The 18,326-nt window shown below is 62.2% G+C and carries 12 protein-coding genes and 2 pseudogenes; 7 read left to right on the top strand and 7 right to left on the bottom strand.

Translation table 11 applies throughout. The features are described 5' to 3' along the window. The first annotated feature begins 17 nt into the window (after window positions 1–17). Entirely contained in the window at window positions 18–677 is a 660-nt protein-coding gene (locus tag NED98_RS08290; protein ID WP_265312582.1) for a TetR/AcrR family transcriptional regulator, read from the top strand. A gap of 46 nt (window positions 678–723) precedes the next feature. Further along, a pseudogene (locus NED98_RS23385) lies at window positions 724–1,407 on the top strand (MlrC C-terminal domain-containing protein); the annotation flags it as partial. A 36-nt stretch (window positions 1,408–1,443) separates the two neighbouring features. On the opposite strand, the gene NED98_RS08285 reads toward NED98_RS23385, so the two are convergent. The 6 genes from NED98_RS08285 to NED98_RS08260 all read right to left on the bottom strand — a co-directional run bounded on the left by NED98_RS08285 (window position 1,444) and on the right by NED98_RS08260 (window position 11,206). Beyond that, window positions 1,444–3,057: a gamma-glutamyltransferase family protein gene (locus NED98_RS08285; protein ID WP_265312581.1), complete on the bottom strand. Its 1,614-nt coding sequence runs from the start codon at window positions 3,055–3,057 to the stop codon at window positions 1,444–1,446. A gap of 36 nt (window positions 3,058–3,093) precedes the next feature. Beyond that, a complete protein-coding gene (locus NED98_RS08280; protein WP_265312580.1) occupies window positions 3,094–5,493 on the bottom strand; it encodes a S9 family peptidase in 2,400 nt (799 codons plus the stop codon). A gap of 195 nt (window positions 5,494–5,688) precedes the next feature. Then, the gene (locus NED98_RS08275) at window positions 5,689–7,494 is read right to left on the bottom strand and encodes an aminopeptidase P family protein (protein ID WP_265312579.1); all 1,806 of its coding nucleotides are present in this window, start codon (window positions 7,492–7,494) and stop codon (window positions 5,689–5,691) included. Beyond that, on the bottom strand, window positions 7,484–8,845 hold the full coding sequence (locus NED98_RS08270) for an MFS transporter (protein ID WP_265312578.1): 1,362 nt from the start codon (window positions 8,843–8,845) through the stop codon (window positions 7,484–7,486). The genes NED98_RS08275 and NED98_RS08270 overlap by 11 nt, the downstream gene beginning before the upstream one ends. A gap of 144 nt (window positions 8,846–8,989) precedes the next feature. Continuing rightward, the gene (locus NED98_RS08265) at window positions 8,990–9,898 is read right to left on the bottom strand and encodes an alpha/beta hydrolase (protein ID WP_265312577.1); all 909 of its coding nucleotides are present in this window, start codon (window positions 9,896–9,898) and stop codon (window positions 8,990–8,992) included. 138 nt (window positions 9,899–10,036) lie between these two features. Next, window positions 10,037–11,206, bottom strand: a complete 1,170-nt coding sequence (locus NED98_RS08260; protein WP_265312576.1) for a helix-turn-helix transcriptional regulator — start codon at window positions 11,204–11,206, stop codon at window positions 10,037–10,039. Between the two features lie 264 nt (window positions 11,207–11,470). Here NED98_RS08260 and NED98_RS08255 point away from each other — a divergent pair, with 264 nt between their 5' ends. The 4 genes and pseudogenes from NED98_RS08255 to NED98_RS23290 all read left to right on the top strand — a co-directional run bounded on the left by NED98_RS08255 (window position 11,471) and on the right by NED98_RS23290 (window position 15,258). Beyond that, window positions 11,471–13,750: a TonB-dependent receptor gene (locus tag NED98_RS08255; protein WP_265312575.1), complete on the top strand. Its 2,280-nt coding sequence runs from the start codon at window positions 11,471–11,473 to the stop codon at window positions 13,748–13,750. Window positions 13,751–13,890: 140 nt separating this feature from the next. Beyond that, entirely contained in the window at window positions 13,891–14,394 is a 504-nt protein-coding gene (locus NED98_RS08250; protein ID WP_265312574.1) for a hypothetical protein, read from the top strand. Continuing rightward, a pseudogene (locus NED98_RS23295) lies at window positions 14,391–14,693 on the top strand (tetrahydrofolate dehydrogenase/cyclohydrolase catalytic domain-containing protein); the annotation flags it as partial. The gene NED98_RS08250 and the pseudogene NED98_RS23295, both read left to right, overlap by 4 nt. 220 nt (window positions 14,694–14,913) lie before the next feature. After that, window positions 14,914–15,258, top strand: coding sequence for a hypothetical protein (locus tag NED98_RS23290; protein WP_349293248.1), 345 nt, complete (start codon window positions 14,914–14,916; stop codon window positions 15,256–15,258). A gap of 281 nt (window positions 15,259–15,539) precedes the next feature. Here NED98_RS23290 and NED98_RS08240 read toward each other — a convergent pair whose 3' ends face one another. Then, entirely contained in the window at window positions 15,540–16,778 is a 1,239-nt protein-coding gene (locus NED98_RS08240) for a metal-dependent hydrolase family protein (protein ID WP_265312573.1), read from the bottom strand. Between the two features lie 290 nt (window positions 16,779–17,068). Here NED98_RS08240 and NED98_RS08235 point away from each other — a divergent pair, with 290 nt between their 5' ends. Beyond that, a complete protein-coding gene (locus tag NED98_RS08235; protein ID WP_265312572.1) occupies window positions 17,069–18,316 on the top strand; it encodes a sarcosine oxidase subunit beta family protein in 1,248 nt (415 codons plus the stop codon). The last annotated feature ends 10 nt before the right edge of the window (window positions 18,317–18,326 follow it).

Genomic DNA, 18,326 nt, shown 5'->3' with positions numbered 1-18,326 from the left:
ATCGGGGAAACGCAGCTATGAGCCAGGCCGCTGATGTCATAGAGGAGGTTTCCGATATGACGGAAAAAGCCGCAAAACCCCGGCGTAGCCAAGCGGACCGAAGCGCCGCCACTCGTGCCAAGGTGATTGCCGCGGCGCGCGATATTTTGTGCGTGCAGGGCTATTCGGGCGCCACGATGCATGCGATCCGCGACGCTACGGGGATGAGCCTGGGAGCGATCCAGCACCAGTTTCCGACCAAGGCCCGCATCATGGCCGCCGTCGCGGCAGAGTTTTCGGAATATCGCACGAAGATTTATTCCGAAGCGATCAGGCGAGGAACGACACCGCCGCAATCGCTCGAGAATTTGCTCGACGCCAACTTCGCGATGCTGGGGCGGCCGGAAATGGCGGCGTTGCTGGAAATTCATCTGGCGCGCCGGAACGACCCCGACCTCGATCGCGAGGTCGCGCCAAGCACGCGCCGGTTTGACAGGCGTGTCCGGCTCTGGGCTCATATGATCTTGCGCGCGGCGGGAATCCGCAACGACGAAGCCCTCATGAGCCTTCAACTGCTCAACAATGCGATCACGCGCGGGCTTACCGTCGAATATATTCGCAATGCGAATAAGGATGAGATCGAGCGAGCCGTCCGGATATGGAAGAGGCAGATGCTGACGCTTCTGTTCGGAGACTGAACCTTTCGATTTGCGGTTAGCGCGAGACGGTCTCGCGATCGAATTGATGTGGAGGTATTGCGCCGTCCGCGCCGCGAAGCGCGGGGCGATTGCGTCGTCGCTCGTAGTTGCTAGAAGGCGAAACCATCGTCATTTAATTAGGCATGCCTACCTGTTGTGCGCTCGGCGTTGGCTTGGCACAGGACGCCTCGCGGAAGGGCAGACAGGACGTGCGAGACGGCGGGCGCAGATCGTCGAGCAGCTTGCGCACTTCGCTTTGCCGACCCCATTGGCGTGGCGATCAGTTCATGCGCTCGTTCCCAGATATGGGCGCATTATCGAGCCATTGAAGTTCCCGATCAGCGTCCGCACAGCGTGCGCGAGAACGATGTCGGCGGTCATTGCAACATTTCTTCTGCTAGCGGTCGACCGAGCTGAACCAGTACATTTTGCGTTGACTACCGCGTCGGCGCTAAGCTTCCTTGCTGAAAACGGACGCCTTGCGGACACCGGTTTTCACTTCGCCGACAACGGTATAGGGCCGGCCGGTGCCGCGGACGGCGCCAACAATCTCGGAGGAGGGGCGCCGGCCGACAGCAACTATATTCTCCGGCGCCTGATCGAACGGGCCATGACGGATGTCCTCATCGCCTTCCGATACGATCCGCAGGCGGCGAACATTCTGTTTGAGGCCCGGATGGGTGCCGCGCTCGATATGCGTGTCGGTGGCAAGATCGGGCTAGCGTCCGGCGATCGGGTGGACGGTCAAACCGTGGCCTTCGACGGCCTAGACGGCATCCGCCGCGCCAGCGCGACGAGGGTCGGCGCACGCGCTCGACACGCCATCTTCGCTGATGTGTACACCTTCGTAGCTGCCGGCGTGGACGCTCCACGGGCCGGTCAACTCGAAGTTCAGCCCGCGTTCGCGCGCCGCGGCCTGGATCTCCAGCGTTCCGCAGTCGAGTTCGATGGAGATGCTGTTAGGGGTAAGGCTGGTATAGACCGGTCCGCCGATGCGCGGCTGATGAACCGAAGTCTCGATGTCCATGCCGAAATCCAAGATGTTGAGCGTGTTGGTGATGCAGGTCTGGATGAGCGCAACGCTTGGCGAGCCACCGGCGAGTACCGGCCTGCCGTCGGGACCGAAGATCACGTGCGGCGCGATATAGCAGGTCGCGCGGTCGCCGGGCCGCGGCATGGTTCGGAAGAAATGACCGCCGCCTGCCCAAAGGTTCATGCCGTCGACGATCAACCCGTTGCTCCACGGCATCGCCATTACCGAATGCAGCATCGTTGCGACATTGCCGTCGCGGTCGACAACGGTGAGATGCGTCGAGCCTGGATAAGGGGTGCGCGCCCTGTCGACCGGTCGCGGATCGCGCATCTTCATCAGTTCGAAGCGGGTGGCGGCATAATCCTTCGACAGGATCGTCTCCAGCGGCAACGGCCAACTGTTGGGATCTCCCTGGTCCGCACCATCGAGCGAAACCTCGAGGCAGAAGCGTGCGAGCCAGTAGAGCGTATCCGCGCTCTCGGTTGGCATGCCCCAATCCTGCAGGGGAAGTTGCTCGACCAGATTGAGTATCTCGATAAGGTGCGTCCCGCCATTGTCGGGTGGCGGCGAGCCGGCAATCCGATAGCCGCGGTACGTGCCCCAGGCGGGTTCCATCCACCGCGGTTCGTAGCGGTCGAAATCTTCCATTGTCAGGACGCCGCCCGCCTTGCGGACTGTGTCTACTACTTTCTCCGTGAAACCCGAGCGGTAGAAATAATCAACGCCATCGGCGGCCATCCGCTCCAGCGTATCGGCGAGGCGCGGATTGGCGATCCAGTCACCGGGCCCCCGAAGCGCGCCCTCCTGGAAATAGATGTCGCGGCCTTCGGCGCTGAGACCGATCTTGCCAGCCTGCTCGAACATCATGCCGTACAGGAACGGATAGATCGGAATGCCCGACCGCGCGAGCTCGATCGCGGGCGCGGCGAGTGTCTCGCGAGATCTGGTCGCGAGCCGTTCGCGAGCAGCCTCCCAGGCCGACCAGAAGCCCGGCACCGCGACGCTGCGACCATTGGCGAGGTCTGCAGGGGAGAAGCCGGGCAGCCCCGCCAGCGGCGCGTTCATCGAGCCGTTGACGTAGCTCGTGACACCGCTCTTCGCATCGTAGTGCATCATGCTGAGCACGCCGAACGCGGTCGTCATATGCGGCTCCACGACCGTCTGCGCGAGCGAGGCGGCGAGGATGGCGTCGACCGCGTTACCGCCGGCGCGCAGCACGTTGGTCGCGACTTTCGATACGATCGGATGGGAGGAAACGGCGATGCCGTCTCGCCCCTGTGCCTTCGCCTTGCGCCCGAATACGGCCCGAGCGCTCAGCCGCGCGATTTCATCCCTGTCGAACATCATCGAGACTCCCGCTTGTCGTGTGTCAAAGTGGCGGCCTCAGGCGAAGCTGCTCATGCCGCCAGCGGCACCGATGGCGTAATCGGCTGCCGGGGCCTCTCCCATCAGATGCTCGACGAAATAATCCCAGAGCCGCCGCAGGAAATAAGGCTGAGCCAAGTAGAAATGCGTGCCGTTCGGAATATAGAGTAGATCATAGCTACGATTGGCACGGTTCAGCGCGTCGCAGAGTTGCAGTGTCACCGCGGGAAAGGCATTCTCATCCATGTCTCCATAAGCGAGCAGCAACTTGCCGCGCAGATTGGCAGCATAGAGGGCGTTGTCGAGTTGGCGATAATTGTCCGGCACTGCCGCCACGTCGGGCTTCAGGCGCTGGCCGTCGCCATAATCCGGCAGCGGGCCGCCACCGCCGAAATACAGGCCGTGGAAATTATGGCTGCCGGCGGATGAGAAGGCGACCTTGAAGATGTCCGGGTGACGCAGGATCGCCCGAGCGGAGGTGTAGCCTCCAGCGCTGTGGCCGTAGACGCCGATGCGGTCGCGATCCAGCGTCGCGTCACGGGCGCAGAGTTGATCCAGCACCGCGACATGATCATCGAGGCAGATGTCGCCCGAGGATTCATAGCCAGCGTCGTGGAACGCCTTCGATCGCAGCGGCGTGCCGCGGCCGTCGACCACGACGACGGCGAAGCCGAGCGCGGCCAGCGCGGCGCGGCCGTGATATCCAACGCCATATCGTGCCGCGGCGAAATTGTGCGGCGTCACCACGATCTGCGGACCGCCATAGATGCCGTCGATGACCGGTGCGGGCGCGCCGGTCGCCGCGTACGGGCGATAGAGCACGCCGTACAGATCGGTCTCACCATCAGCTGCCTTGGCGACGAACGGTTCCGGAGGCCGCCAGCCGGTTGCGAAAAGTGCGCTGGCGTCGGCGGTTTCGAGTGTCGCGACGATCGCACCGTCCCCGGTCGATCGCAGCACCGTCGCACCAGGCCTGGATGCGGTGGACCAGCTATCGATGAAGACGCTGCCGTCGGGCGAGATCGGGGATGGGGGGTTGGGCAGGCCAAAGATGCGCGCAAGCAGCGATTCCGGCGGACCATCGATCGTGTGGTCGGCGACCTCGGGGCTGAGCAACGTGAGGTTGCGCCCGTCGAGATCGACGCGATAGGCGCGGCGCTCATAGGGATTGCCGCCTTCGCGGCCCGCTGCGGTGAAATAGATGCGGCCCTCGCGCTCGTCCACCCGCAGGATGTCGCGGACCGACCAGTCGCCTGTCGTGACGAGATTGACAAGAGCGCCGCTTTCCAGATCGTAGCGATAGAGATGTCCGTAGCCGCTCCGCTCCGAAAACCAAATTGCCTCGCGGCCGCCGGCAAGAATCCGGACGTTAGGCTGTTTGTAGAGCTCCGCGCCGAGTTTGAGGAATCCGCTCGACGGCTCCTCGATGACGCGACGAACCGCGCCGCTCGCGACGTCAATCTCGAGCAGGATGGTTGCGTGGATGCTATGCGCGGCGACCGCGGCGAAAACGCGGCGGTGATCGTCGGACCAGCCGATCGGCTCGAGCTGAATCATGTCCTGTTGGCCGAGGTCGTGCCCGGATTCGGCGCGCAGGTCGATCGCGATTGTGCGGCCGGTCGCAACCTCGATCGCGCAGGCGGTGAAGACCGGACCCGCCTCGCCTACCAGTGCCTGACGGACGGCATGGACGCGCGGTCGTGCTCCGCCGTCCTGCGGCACGGACTCGAGGAACGGATAGGGTTCGATGTGACGCTCGTCGACGCGACCACCCACCACGAACTGGCCATCGGGCGACCATGACCAACCGAACGGCAGGATCGGCAGGGCGGCCCGCTTTCGCGCGATGGCGAGCAGGCAAGCGTCCGGGATCTTGCCCCAGGCGAAATTATCCTCGCCATCGGTCGTGAGCGCCCGTTCATCGCCAGTGGCGAGATCGACCAGGTGGAGATCGTGGCCGCGCACTGCTAGCACTTGATCGCCGGCGGGGGAGAGTAGCAGCCCCGGAGCAGCGACCGGGACCGGTCCCAGATCAACTGCCTGTCCGGCCGTGATCTGCCAGCGCCGACCCTCGTGATGAAGGACCGGCTGCCTGTCGGCCGTTATCGTTTCGACCACGAGTTTCCACGGATCGGCCGATGCGCCAAGCGCGGCCGCAGCGGCGACATGGTCGAACGCGGGACCTGCCTGTCCATTATCAACCCAGATGAATTCGGCGCCATCATGTCGCTGGCGTCGATACCAGAAGGCCTGGTCGCCGATCCAGTTCGGCGCCACGCTTTCGTTCAACACCAACGGCATGACGCGAGCATCGAGCACCGCCTCCGCGGCCTGGTAGCGCGTGAAGATATCGGTGGCTGGCAGACCATCCTTGACGGCTTGCGGACTTCGGATCGGTTCCGCGAGGGTATCAGTCATGAGGACAGCTCCAGAGGCGGGCAGGGGCTCAGTCGGGCCTAAGGCTGAGGTCCGCGAGCGATCGGATTGTTATCCTGGCCTAGTGTCGCCTCCGAAGCGCGATCAAGGACGAAGCGGAGGCCGCGGACGCTCTCGAAAGAGATTTGGCGGAATGCGAAAACAGGAAACGGCCGAGCGGTGAAATGATCGCGGTTTTCACCCCAGCGCGGTACGCTCCAGGGGCGCCGTCTGCTGCTCCAGCCAACGCCGAATGTCTGCAGCAAGAAGCGGCCCGATCGTCGACAGCACTGTTCGGTGGTAGGTGTCGATCCAGTCGATCTCCGCGTCCGTCATCAGCGCGGGATCGATCAGCTGTCGGTCGATCGGTGCGAGTGTAATCGTCTCGAACCTCAGCAGCTTCTTCTCCGCTCCCGCAACCACGCATTCGACCGCAACGACAAGGTTCTCAGTCCGGATTCCGTAATCTCCTTCCTTGTAATAGCCCGGTTCGTTGGACAGGATCATGCCGCCTTCGATCCCCGCGTCACCCGGACGGGGTAACGCCAGCATATGCGCTGGTCCCTCATGGACATTCAGGAAGTGCCCAACACCGTGGCCGGTACCCAACGGGTAATCCAGGCCGACTTCCCAGAGCGCCAAGCGGGCCAACGGATCGAGGCGGAACCCCATGGTGCCGGCCGGGAAGACGAGGCGCGCGATTGCAATGTGACCCTTCAAGACCCGCGTGAAACGATCTCTAACCTCGGGGCGCGGGATGCCGATAGCTATTGTACGCGTGACATCGGTCGTACCGCCAGGATATTGGCCACCGGAATCGATCAGGTAGATGCTGCCCGGGCCGATCGGCCGGTTGCTCTCCGGCGTCGGCGCGTAATGGGGCATTGCGCCGTTCGCGTCGACGGCGGAAATCGGTTCGAACGAGATACCGTGGAAGCCTGGCAGTTCGCGACGCAAGGCGGTGAGCTGCGCCGCTGCGGACAATTCAGTCTGCTCCCCCGTGGGTCCTTCGATTGCGATCCAGTGCAGGAAACGGGTGAGCGCGACACCATCCTGGACGTGCACCTGCTTCATGCCCGCGATCTCGACCGGGTTTTTCATCGCTTTGGGGAGCCGGGTCGGATCGCGGGCTTCGCATATGCGCGCACCGGCACGGTCGAGCGTGTGATGGATAGCGACGGGTGAGAGATCCGGATCGATTGAGACGCGCATTCCGGCGAACGTCGCCAGTGCCGGATAGAAATCCTCATATGCCGCTATGCGAACGCTGTCGCCGAGATGGTCGCGGACGCCGTTGTTCAGTTTCGAGGCGTCGACGAACAGATCGGCGGTGCCGTCACGGTGACAGATTGCGAAGGAATAGCAGAGCGGTGCGGTGGCGATGTCGCACGCGCGGATGTTGAAGAGCCAGGCGACTGAATCGAGCGCGACAAGGATAGCCGCATCCGCACCGATGGCGCCGAGCCAGTCGCCAACTTCCCGGCGCTTGCTCGCTGAAGGCCGGCCGGAGAGGTGATCGGGTTGGATGAAGACCGGCGTTGCCGGACGTGGCGGCTGGTCTATCCAGATCGCATCGATCGGATTGTGCTCTACCGGCGCAAGCGTCACATCGCCGCCGGCCAAGGGCTGTTTGATCGCCTGGACTGTGCCCCGCGTGCAGAGGCGAGGGTCATAGCCGATGCGGGCGCCGCGTGCGGTCCGCCGCGCCAGCCATTCTCCGACGGCGCCAGGGGTAGCAGGCTCGACGTCATAGTCGCGCGCCTCAACCTGGCCATGTGCCGCGGCGGTGTAGCGACCATCGACGAAAATCGCGGCATGGTCAGCCATCACGACCGCCGTACCGGTCGAGCCCGTGAACCCAGTCAGCCAGGCAAGGCGGTTCGCATAGGCCGCCGGGATCTCGGACAGGTGCTCATCGCCGGTGGGCAGGATGAAGCCGTCCAGCCGCTGGCCCAGAAGGTGCCGGCGCAGTGCGCGCAGCCGTTGGTGACGATCAGCCGGCAATCGAGCGGGCCCGCACATTCTCCACCGTGGCGAAGATCTGCTTTTCGGCCAGCCGCAAGACGATGGCCGCGCAAAGCATGCAGGGAAAGGCGACGATCACCGAGGCGGTCAGGAGCCCGGTGGTCTGCGTGAAGACATGGTCGGACAGCAGGCCGACAAGCAACGGGCTGACCATCTGGAATATCGTCGCAACCACCGTCGAGATCGCAAAAAATCGCCCTCGCAGCTCGGCCGGTGCAAGATCCTGCACCAGCGTCGGCATCAGCGAGTTTCCGCCCACGCCTATCCCCATCTGGATCGTGGCGATCAGGAAAGTCTCGCCGGGCGTGCGCGCGAAGAAGTAGAGCGGCGTAAGCAATGCATAGGTGAAATAGCCCATCTGCGACAATCGGACGGGCGTCAGCGCGCCCCATCGCGGCCGCAGGTAGCTCGCCGCCGCCGCGGCGACCGCCAGCCCCGCGACGCTGCCGAACACCAGCGCTCCCCCCAGTCCCGTGCCGACGGCTCCGGGAGAGAGGCCGAACTTGCGCGCGAGGATTACCGGCATCCATGTGAAGACAGCCGACGCGGCGAGAAGCGCGAGCCCGAACGGCACGAACACCGCGAAGATCGCCTTCCAGTTGGTGGCCAGATAGGTGCGAATCTTCGACGGCTCTTCGGGCGCCGGGCGTTCGGCCGTCGCCTGAATGGCGCGAGGTTGCTTGTTCAGCCTGATCATCCGGATCGCGAGCGCAATGGCCGGCCCCGGAACGGCGACAACGAAGAACACCAGTCGCCAGCTTTCCCGCGTGAAGATGCCGTCGGGGATGAAAGGCGTCAACAGGCCGATATGCTGGACGACGAGGCCGGCGATGGCCATGCCGACCCCTGCGCCCAGCACGGTCGCAGTATAGAAGATGAAGTTCGCGGTTATCCTGCGTCGCTCGGAAAACAGCTCCGGGATCATCGCAAAGACGATTGGGGAGAGTCCCGCCTCGCCTGCCCCGAGCAGGGCGACGGACAGCAGCAGCGTCCAGTAGCCCGTTGCGAGGCCGCACGATGCGATAGCGAGCGACCAGACGATGATGCAAAGTGCCAGCAGCAAACGCCGGTCCATCCTGTCCGCGAGCCAGCCAAGTGGAATGACTGCGATGCTCGCGAAAAGGACGGCGCCGACGCTTTGCAAGCTGCCGATCTGCGTGTCGCTGAGAAGCAGGTCCGCTTTCAGCGGCTGTGCCAACAGGATCAGAACCTGTCGATCTATTACCGCGTACAAGACAGCTACCGAGACAATGATGAGGGCGTACCACGCGGCGAAAGGCGTGCCATTCTGCGTCGAAGCGTCAGGTTCGATCGTTGGTGAAACTCTCATGATGACCGTTGAAGCGCCGCGACGATCGCCTGGTCAATGCATCTCGGCCATTCGACACGCGCGCGAATGAGATTTGGCCGCAAGCGAAATTCATCGGCCCGGGTCTATCCGCATCATCGCCGCCAAATAGCGCATTGCCCCGGCTCAGAGCGGCAACGCGAACCGCAGCCCGCGGCTGATCGCGGCTGGGATGACGCTCAGATGAGTTTCTTCTCCGAAGATAATCGTCTCGGCTTCATAGCCTGGGGGCCCCTCCAGTGCCTTGAGACGATCTCCCAGCGCGACGACATTGGTTACCATGCCGAAAGCGGTAAGCATCTCCTGCATCTGCTCGCGCGTGACGCCTGGATGCAGTTTTACATGTCCGGCGAGTCTTTCCTCATATTCCCCGGCGGTCAGCAGGACCCGAGGCGCGACCTGGTCCTGAAGCATAGCGGCTGTGAGCTTGGCCTCATTCTGCAAGATCGCGCCCCCGCTCCAATTGATTGAAGGGCTGTTCACAAGATAGGTGCGATATGTTTCGGGGTGGTTGAACAGGACGTGTAAGGCGAAGAGGCCTCCAAATGAGTGGCCCCAAAGGACCGTCTCGCCATGATCTACAGGGTAAGATGCTGCGATCAGTGGCCGCAATTCCTTGATAAGAAACTGGTGGAAAGCTTCTGCCTCTCCGTAGGTTGCGCCTTTCGTGAGCGGTGAAGCTTCCAGACCGGCCAGAGTCGCAGCGTCAGGCTGCGTTGGCAGCAAGTCGGCGCAACGCGTACGAGACGCGGTTTGCCAATCCTTGCCATAACCGATCCCGACGAGATAGGCGGGCCGAATCTCGCGGCCGATGCCCTGCATGACGAGCGCGTCGGCCGCGGTATGAAAGTCGAAGTCACCGTCGTTGAGGTAGATCACCGGATATCCGCCTGGGGGTTGCTCCTCTGCACCGGCAGGCGCGGCGACATAGATGCGATATGTTCGCCCTGTGATCTCGGAGGTGATGTCCCATTGTTCCGCGTTGGGGCGGACAAGCGGCGAGCAAGCGGCCGCATTAAAGATCGTATCACTCATGGAACGGGGCCTTTTTCTGTGTAGAGCCAAGCGATAGGCGAGCGCAGCCACAGCGTCTTTCGATCGTCGCGAAAAAGCTTTTGCCAGCCGCCAAAGACTCCGCAACTTGCCAGCGCGACCCCCGAGCGAAGCACTCGGTTAGCCGGCAGAGGCGATGGCCTTCCGGCGCAATTCAGAAGGGGTTGTACCGAACCTGCGTTGTACCGCGACCGAAAAGCTTGAAGCGCGATTATAGCCGACGGCATAAGCGATCTGCGTGATCGAGGCGTCGCGATCGCCCAGGAGCAGCAGCGCCTTCTGCATGCGCAATTCATGGATGTAGTCGAACACCGACGTACCCAGGACCTGACGGAACCCGTTGCACAGACTGCTACGACTCAATCCCACGGTTTCTGCGAGTTCTTCCAGCGTAGGTGGCGCCGCGAATTTCTCCGCCAGCAGATTTTGTGCCTTGAAGACCCCTCGCACGGTAGTTGGTGTCGCCTCTGCCAGGTGAAGTGCCTCCCGGCATTCGAGAGCGTCAACCATGCGGCATACAATCTCCGACACTTTCGCTTGCAGGAAGAGCCTGCGTCGCCCCCCCGTAGCGGCGCAATCGTGCACTTCGCCAAGACAGCGCAGGAGTGAACCGTCGAGCCGCACCGCACGTCCGACGGTGTGGCGCAGGTCGCCTTTCAGAAACGACTGGAGCACGAGCGGCAACTCGTGCGCGCAGCCCGCGAAGATCGCCTGCAGGGCGTCTCGCTGTATGGCAATGTAGATGTACTGGGTATCGCCTGCGAAGCAAACCTCGGCGGCCGCGGCACCGGCCGGCTCCAGCATAATCAGGGCGGCGGGCGCCTCGAAGCTCAATGGCTCGCCGCCGGCCGGGACATACTCGCCGTCGCCCCCATTCGCGAGATAGATGTGCGCGGTGTCAGGCGATGACATATAACCCGCCTGCGGCATATGGTATTTTATCTCGCTGACGATAGCGAAATAGCCGTCGTTCAACCGGCAGAATTCATGCCATCCATGTCCAAACGGGCCCTCGATACTTAATCGATAATGCCTGCTATGGCGGACCTGATCTGCGCTGTGCGTCCGCTGCGAGTCCGGACCATCAATTTCATAATCGTCGATGTGATGGCGAATGGACACCTGTCCGACATCCGGGGCGGGCGGCGGAAAGCGGCGCGGCGACAGTCCCGGACGATTGTTGCCCGGTGCTACTCCCGGCAGCGCCGATGATGGCGACACCCGTACCCCCCCGCTGCTGCATGCTGATGGAGCAGGAAAATCGCCACGTGCTTTGGCCGATGGAATCATGCAATTCCTCGAACGGAAAACCGGTCCGAGTTGACCGCCATTCGGCCGCCGCGGTCAAGGGTAAAAATACACTAATGTCATCGCGCGCTTTTGGCGCCGCGCGAAAGCCTTTTCGTCGCACGAGAAAGCGGACCAGCGCTTTATGGTCTAGCACCGTCATAACGTCGTTATGATCGGCAGAAGTCGGCGAGGCGAACGGCGGGGCCGCAGGATCAACAAGAATACAGTTATGTATTATTTTAGGGCGGGAAAGGGGAAGGATAGATGTCTGCACGAAGAATGGCGTTAAGGGCGTCGGTTGGTGTGGTCGCGCTGTGTTTGGCGGCGGCCGGGACCGGGGCGCAGGCTCAACCGCAGATGTCTGCAGGTGCGCAAAGCGACACGGTCGAGCCGACGCACAATGTAAATGGTGATGTCGTAGTGACGGCCAGCAAGCGTGACGAAAAGCTGCGCGACGTACCGTCAGCCATTACCGTTCTCGATGGCAACAAGCTTGACAACCTGGGTGTCCGCTCCGTGCGGGACTATGCGACACTGACCCCCGGTCTTACGGTCCAGGAGGATGGCAATCCGGGCTCCGGCAAGGTCTTCATTCGAGGCCTGCAGACAGGTGCGCTTCAGCAATCGGCAACGACTGTCTTCTACCTCGATGATGTGCCGTTTACTTCCAGCTCGGCAAACGGCGGTGGGGCGTTCATCGCGCCAGACACGGAATTGGTCGACCTCGATCGTATCGAGGTCCTGAAGGGACCACAGGGCACGCTTTATGGCGCGTCGAGCCTCGGCGGCGTGATCCGGCTGATTTCGAAAAGGCCTGATCCATCACGCTTCTCCGGAAGCGCGCGCACCGAAGTTAGTGCCGTGGATGGTGGGGGCGTCGGCTATCTGGCGAATGCCACCATCAACCTTCCGCTCGTTTCCGATCGGCTCGCACTTCGAGCGACTGGTTTTTACCGGCGCTTGCCTGGCTTCGTCGATAATATCGGCACAGGAAGCAAGAATGTTAACGAGAGCGACTCCAAGGGAGTTCGCCTTGCGCTCGGCTGGACGCCCAGCAGCCGCCTGACAATCGACGTGGTCGGTCAGCTCCAGGACACGGATACCAAAGGCCTGACCCTGCAGGACGATGTTCCAGGCACTTTCACGCCGCTATACGGCCACCGTCAGTATAGCCAGTTCTTCGATGCGCCCGCCAAAGTTCGATATCGACTGGTGTCCGCTACAGGCCGATATGACGTCGGGATCGGCAGGATTATCGCTACCGGAGCATATTCCGAGTCGCGGCTTCACACCGAGAACGACTTCTCGACCACTTACGTGCCTCTTTTTCCGCTATTTGGTCTCCTGGGCTTCCATTATCCGGCAAACACGGGCGCTGCTTACGAAAATACCATTCCGCAAAAGAAGAGCACGGCAGAGCTGCGCTTCGTTTCCAATCGCCTGGGACCGATCGAGTTCATCGTTGGCGGCTTCTATACCCACGAGCGCGCATCGATCGCGACTGATATCGTTGCGCGGGATATCGCAACCAACAGGCAGCTTCCTGCGCCCTTAGGCTCCATTCTCTCCTCGCCGATCGAAGACACTTACGAGGAGCTTTCAGCGTTCGGCAATATGACTGTATACCTGAAGGATAATCTGGACATCACGGGCGGCGTGCGATTCGCGAATTACAAAGAAGATTTTTCGCTCGTCTATAGCGGGGTATCGCTTGGTGGCGCGACGCTGGCAACGCCGGAACGCAACATCCGTGACGACAATGTTTCCTACCTCGCGACGTTGCGGTGGCGGCCGACCAACAATCTCAGCTTGTTTCTCCGCGCTGCAAGCGGCTTTCGGCCGGGTGGGCCGCAGCCCGCGATCATCATCCCGCCGGGAGGGCAAACCGAGATCAGCCCGGACACCGTCTGGAATTTCGAAGCCGGTATCAAGGGCGACTTCCTCGACAAGCGATTGAGCCTGGAAGCCTCGGTGTTCCACATCGACTGGAATAACATTCAGCTCTATACCAACTATCAGAATCAGGCACTGCTGGCGAATGCGGGCAAGGCAAAGGTCGATGGTTTCGAAATCGCGGCTTTGGTGCGACCAAATGATCTTCTCACCGTCGGAGCCAATGCCGGTTACAGCAATGCCAGGCTGACGGAGGTCGATCCCGGGGTTAGCGCCGGCGCGATCGGCGCGGCCGTCGGAGACCCCATTCCTCAAACGCCGCGATGGACCGTATCCGTAACGGCCGACCAGCTTGTTCCGTTGGGTGGCGATCTGCAAGGGCAACTCGGAGCGACGTTGCGGTTCCAGTCGGAATGGTTCACCTCGTTCCCTGGCAGCGTCGTAAGTCCCGACGTAAAGCTGCCGAGTATCGCCACGGTCGACTTGAGAGCCGGGGTTAGCTTTCAGCGTTACCAAGTGCAATTTCGCGTTGAGAACGTCCTGAACGAAGCGGGGCTCCTCAATTATGCACCGGGCTTGCCAGGGACGCCGGCAACAGCGAACATAATTCGCCCGCGTAGCTTCACCCTGTCCCTCAGCACCCGCTTCTGAGAAGCGGATCGCTTCTTATGGATTTTGCTGTCCGTCGCTGCAACGGCGGACAGCTTCCCTGGCTCTGTCTTGGCTCATGCGGCCTGAAAGCAGGCAGCCGCGTGACCCTCCAAATGTCCACTGGGCGAAGAGAGGAACTGATGTCGGAGCCGATCGTGGCCGTCACCATCGTCAGTCATGCCGCCTTGCAGATCGCGGCGCCGGCGGACGCTGTGTGGCAAGCTATCTTGAACAACCTTCTTCAGCCCGACACGTGGCAAATAGCGGGCTATCGGTTTGTCTCCTTGCGTGATGCGGCGGTTCCGCTGGGTGGCTATCGGCTCGCGAAAGAGGAAGGGGGGCAGGTTGTGGACGAGCGCATCGTCCACGTAACCGAACGGGATACGCGTGCGCGCCGCCTGAGCCTGTTCTCAGATCATCTGTCAGAGCGGAACGGGTTGTCCGCTTACGCGACCTATCATGCGCGCGAGAGACCGACCGGGACTTACTGCGCGATTGATTGCCACACCCGGGTTGGTGTCGAAATGCTGAAGAATGCTGATATCACTGGCCTGATTGGCGACTTGGGCGGGCAATCGGAGGCGCATCTGAGAGATTATCTCGCACGCCTCAAATACGCCCTCGAGCGCCGGCAAATTCCATGACGGCGAGGATCGTCGACGGGCGGACCCTGGCTGCACGGCTTCGCGCGCAATATGCGATGCGTGTCCGCGACCTGCTGGATATGGGCGCACAACCGCCGGGACTCGCAGTTATCCTGGTGGGCGACGATCCTGCATCGGCGGTCTATGTCCGAAACAAGATCCGCGCATGTGAGGCGACGGGCATAAGATCGATTGTCTTGCGGCTGCCCGAGAGCGTCTCGAACGCCGAACTTCTCGGCCGGATCGTCGAACTCAACGCAGACGAAACCGTGCACGGCATCCTCGTGCAACTGCCGCTGCCACCGCAAATCGATCTACCGCGCGTGCTGGAGACGATCGCCGTTGAGAAGGACGTCGACGGCTTCCACCTGTATAATGTTGGTGGTCTCGTGACCGGCAGCACGGTCTTCTCGCCATGCACTCCTTATGGCGTTGTAAAGCTGCTCGAGGCCGAAGACGTTGCCATTGAAGGACAGAATGTGGTGGTGGGGGGGGGCGAGCAACATCGTCGGCAAGCCAATGGCGCTGATGCTGATGGCACGCGATGCGACCGTGGCCATCTGTCACGCGAAAACGCGCGATCTCGCGCAGTTTACGATGCTCGCCGACATACTTGTTGTTGCAGCGGGCGTCCCCGGGCTCATCGTGCCGCAGATGGTGAAAACCGGCGCCATCGTGATCGACGTGGGCATCAACCGCCTACCCAATGGACGGATTACCGGCGATGTCGATTTCGAAGGCGTGGCGCAAAAGGCGTCTCTTATCACACCGGTGCCCGGTGGCGTCGGTCCGATGACGGTCACCATGCTGCTGGAAAATACGATCGCTTCGGCGGAGCGCGCGGCCGCTCGGCGCGGGCGCTGATGCGCGCGCGGTCGTCGACGTATAGCCTTGCCGATTGGCATGGGTCTTGTAAGAATCTGCCTAGGGCCACGGCAGGGCGTTTCCGGGAATCGGGATCGTCGGCAGTTACAGTGCTGAGTGCCGGATACAGCAGGTCAGCGGGGGGAGGGGGTGAGGCGGGATTGGAACATCGATCCGGCGAAGATTAACATAGCCAATAATCGAGTGCCGCGCGCGGGCACGACCGCGCTACATCGGCGCGCCGTCGGTCAGGCGATGGCACGCCGACGACGGGAGGCCCATCACAGCCGATCCTTGATGATGGCGCCATCGCGCATGATGAGGCTGAGGTTGCGTCCCTGCGCCGCGAGGAGGCTGATGTCGGCGAGCGGATCGCCGTCGACGACGATCAGGTCCGCCGCCGCGCCCGGCGCGATGCAGCCAAGCTCTCCCTCGCGATCGAGAATCTCGGCCGAAATCGATGTCGCCTGGCGCAGGATCTCGATCGGCTCGAACACTTGCCGACGGATGGTGAATTCCTGGCACTGGCGCACATAGGTGTCGCCGAGAAGATCGGTGCCGAATCCGATCTTCACCCCAGCCGCGCGCATATGCTCCAAGCCCGCAAGCGCCGCAGCATAAACGATCTTGACCTTTTCCTGGCTCACCGGCGGCAGGCCGAGCGCAGCACCTTCCTCCATCAGGGCATAAATGGTCGCCATAGTCGGCACTACGAAAGCGCCGCTGCGGGCGACGTGCGTCGCGGTCTCGGGGTCGATCAGTGTGCCATGTTCGATCACGCGGACGCCAAAATCGACCGATCGCCGGATGGCCTCCGCACCGTGGCAATGCGAGCTGACATAGGTGCGGCGTTCCCGGCACTCACCGACAATCGCCCGGATCTCATCCTCGCGATACTGGTTCATCCAGATCGGATCGGCCGGCGAGGTTACGCCGCCGGAACCCATGATCTTGATGCAATGCGCACCTTGACGGAGTTCCTCACGCGCAGCCTTCACGCATTCGTCCACGCCGTCCGCAATCACACTGAGTACGCCCGCTTCGCCGCATTGACAGAGGCCGGGGTCATGACGGCGGACATGCACCGGCCGCAAATCGCCATGGCCACCGGTCATCGAGATGATCCGCCCGGCATAGAAGAAGCGCGGGGCGCGGATCAGGCCGTCGGCGATCGCAGTAGCGAGGCTCCGATCGCCCCCGCCGATGTCGCGGACGGTTGTGAACCCGCAATCAAGCGCATGACCCAGCATGCGCGCTGCATGGGCGGTATTATATGCGACGCCGGCCTGCTCGACGTGCAGGTCGTTCACGCTCGACGCATAAGCATGGATATGGAGGTCGATGAGCCCGGGCATCAGCGTGCGCCCGCCGACATCGACGCGCCGCGCGTCCGAGCCTTCGATCCGGTCGGGGCGCACGTCGCCGATCCTTTTGTCGATGACGCTGACTGACATGCCCTCCCGGCATCGCGCAGTCACGCCGTCGAAAAGGCGGGCGTTCTCGAAGATGACCGGCGCCATGCAATCGCTCCATGCGAACCGGATGGGTAGCCCGCTTGCCATACCATCCGCCCGGACTTTCTCCGATCAACCAGAGCAGTGCAAGGATGTATTTAATTATTCTGCCGCTATTTTTTGCAGTCGGAGCGCTCGCCGATCCCGTAGATTATGCCTATTTGTCAGTGATTTGGCTGGATTTGGCGCATTTTTCCCGCAGCGATCTGGCGAAATTCGCGCGAAAAGCCGACTCAATTCCTCTTGTCCCAAACAATGCATATATGCATTAAATAGCGCGGAGCTAGGGGAATGACGTGACCAGGCACTATTCTGCACTGTCGCTGATTCGGGAGGGGTTGAACGGCCAACGCGGCTGGGAACCTGCCTGGCGCGACGCCCGCCCGCAGGCGCATTACGACGCTATAGTTGTCGGCGGTGGCGGGCACGGGCTGGCCACGGCCTATTATCTCGCCAAGAACCACGGGATCACCAATGTCGCCCTTCTGGAGCGGGGCTGGATCGGCGGAGGCAACACCGGGCGCAACACCACGGTCATCCGCTCGAACTACTTCTTTCCCGAGACCGCCGCATTCTTCGACTTCGCGCTGAAGCTCTACGAAGGCCTCTCGCAGGACCTCAATTACAATATCATGTTCTCCCAGCGCGGCATGTGGTTTCTTGGCCACGACCGGCATGCGATGGAGATGCTGAGCCGTTCGGTGAACGCGATGCTGCTGAACGGCGTCGATGCCGAGTTGCACGATAGCGATTCCGTGCGGCGGCATATCCCTGGGCTGAACGACCGTCCGCGGTTTCCTGTCCTCGGCGCACTGAACCAGCCGCGCGGCGGCACGGCGCGCCACGATGCGGTGGCATGGGGCTATGCGCGCGGCGCCTCGCGACTGGGCGTGGATATCATCCAGAATTGCGAAGTGCACGACTTCATTATCGAAGCCGGGCAAATGCGCGGTGTCGAGACGAGTCTCGGCACGATCCGCTCGGACCTGGTCGGGATGGCGGTGGCCGGCCATTCGACCGTGCTCGCCGCGAAGGCCGGCATTCGGCTTCCGATCAGCTCCTATGCGTTGCAAGCCTTCGTGTCCGAACCGGTCAAGCCCTGCCTCGACACAGTCATCCTCTCACCCGCCACCGGCACCTATCTCAGCCAGTCTGACAAGGGCGAGCTCGTCATTGGGGCCGGGCTCGACATGTTCTTGTCCTATGCCCAGCGCGGCAGCCTGCCGTGGATGGAGCGCGCGGCGGCGGGTGTTGTCGAGCTGTTTCCGGCCTTTTCGCGGATGCGCTTCCTGCGGCAATGGGCTGGCCTCGTCGACATCACTCACGACTCCACGCCGATCATCGACAAAACGAAGGTCAGTGGGTTTTACATCAGTGCTGGCTGGGGAACGGGCGGCTTCAAGGCGATACCGGCGGGTGGTTGGTGTCTCGCCCACTTGATGGCGACGGGCACGTCGCACCCCCTCGCGACGGGCTTCTGCCTCGATCGCTTTCGCTCCGGCGCCCTGATCGATGAGGCGTCGGCCTCCGGCATTTCGCATTGAGGGAATGAAA

The organism is Sphingomonas lycopersici, from assembly GCF_026130605.1.
In the GTDB taxonomy this organism is placed as follows: domain Bacteria; phylum Pseudomonadota; class Alphaproteobacteria; order Sphingomonadales; family Sphingomonadaceae; genus Sphingomonas; species Sphingomonas lycopersici.
Note: the sequence above shows the minus strand (reverse complement) of the source record. Positions and strands in the feature narration are given on the sequence as shown.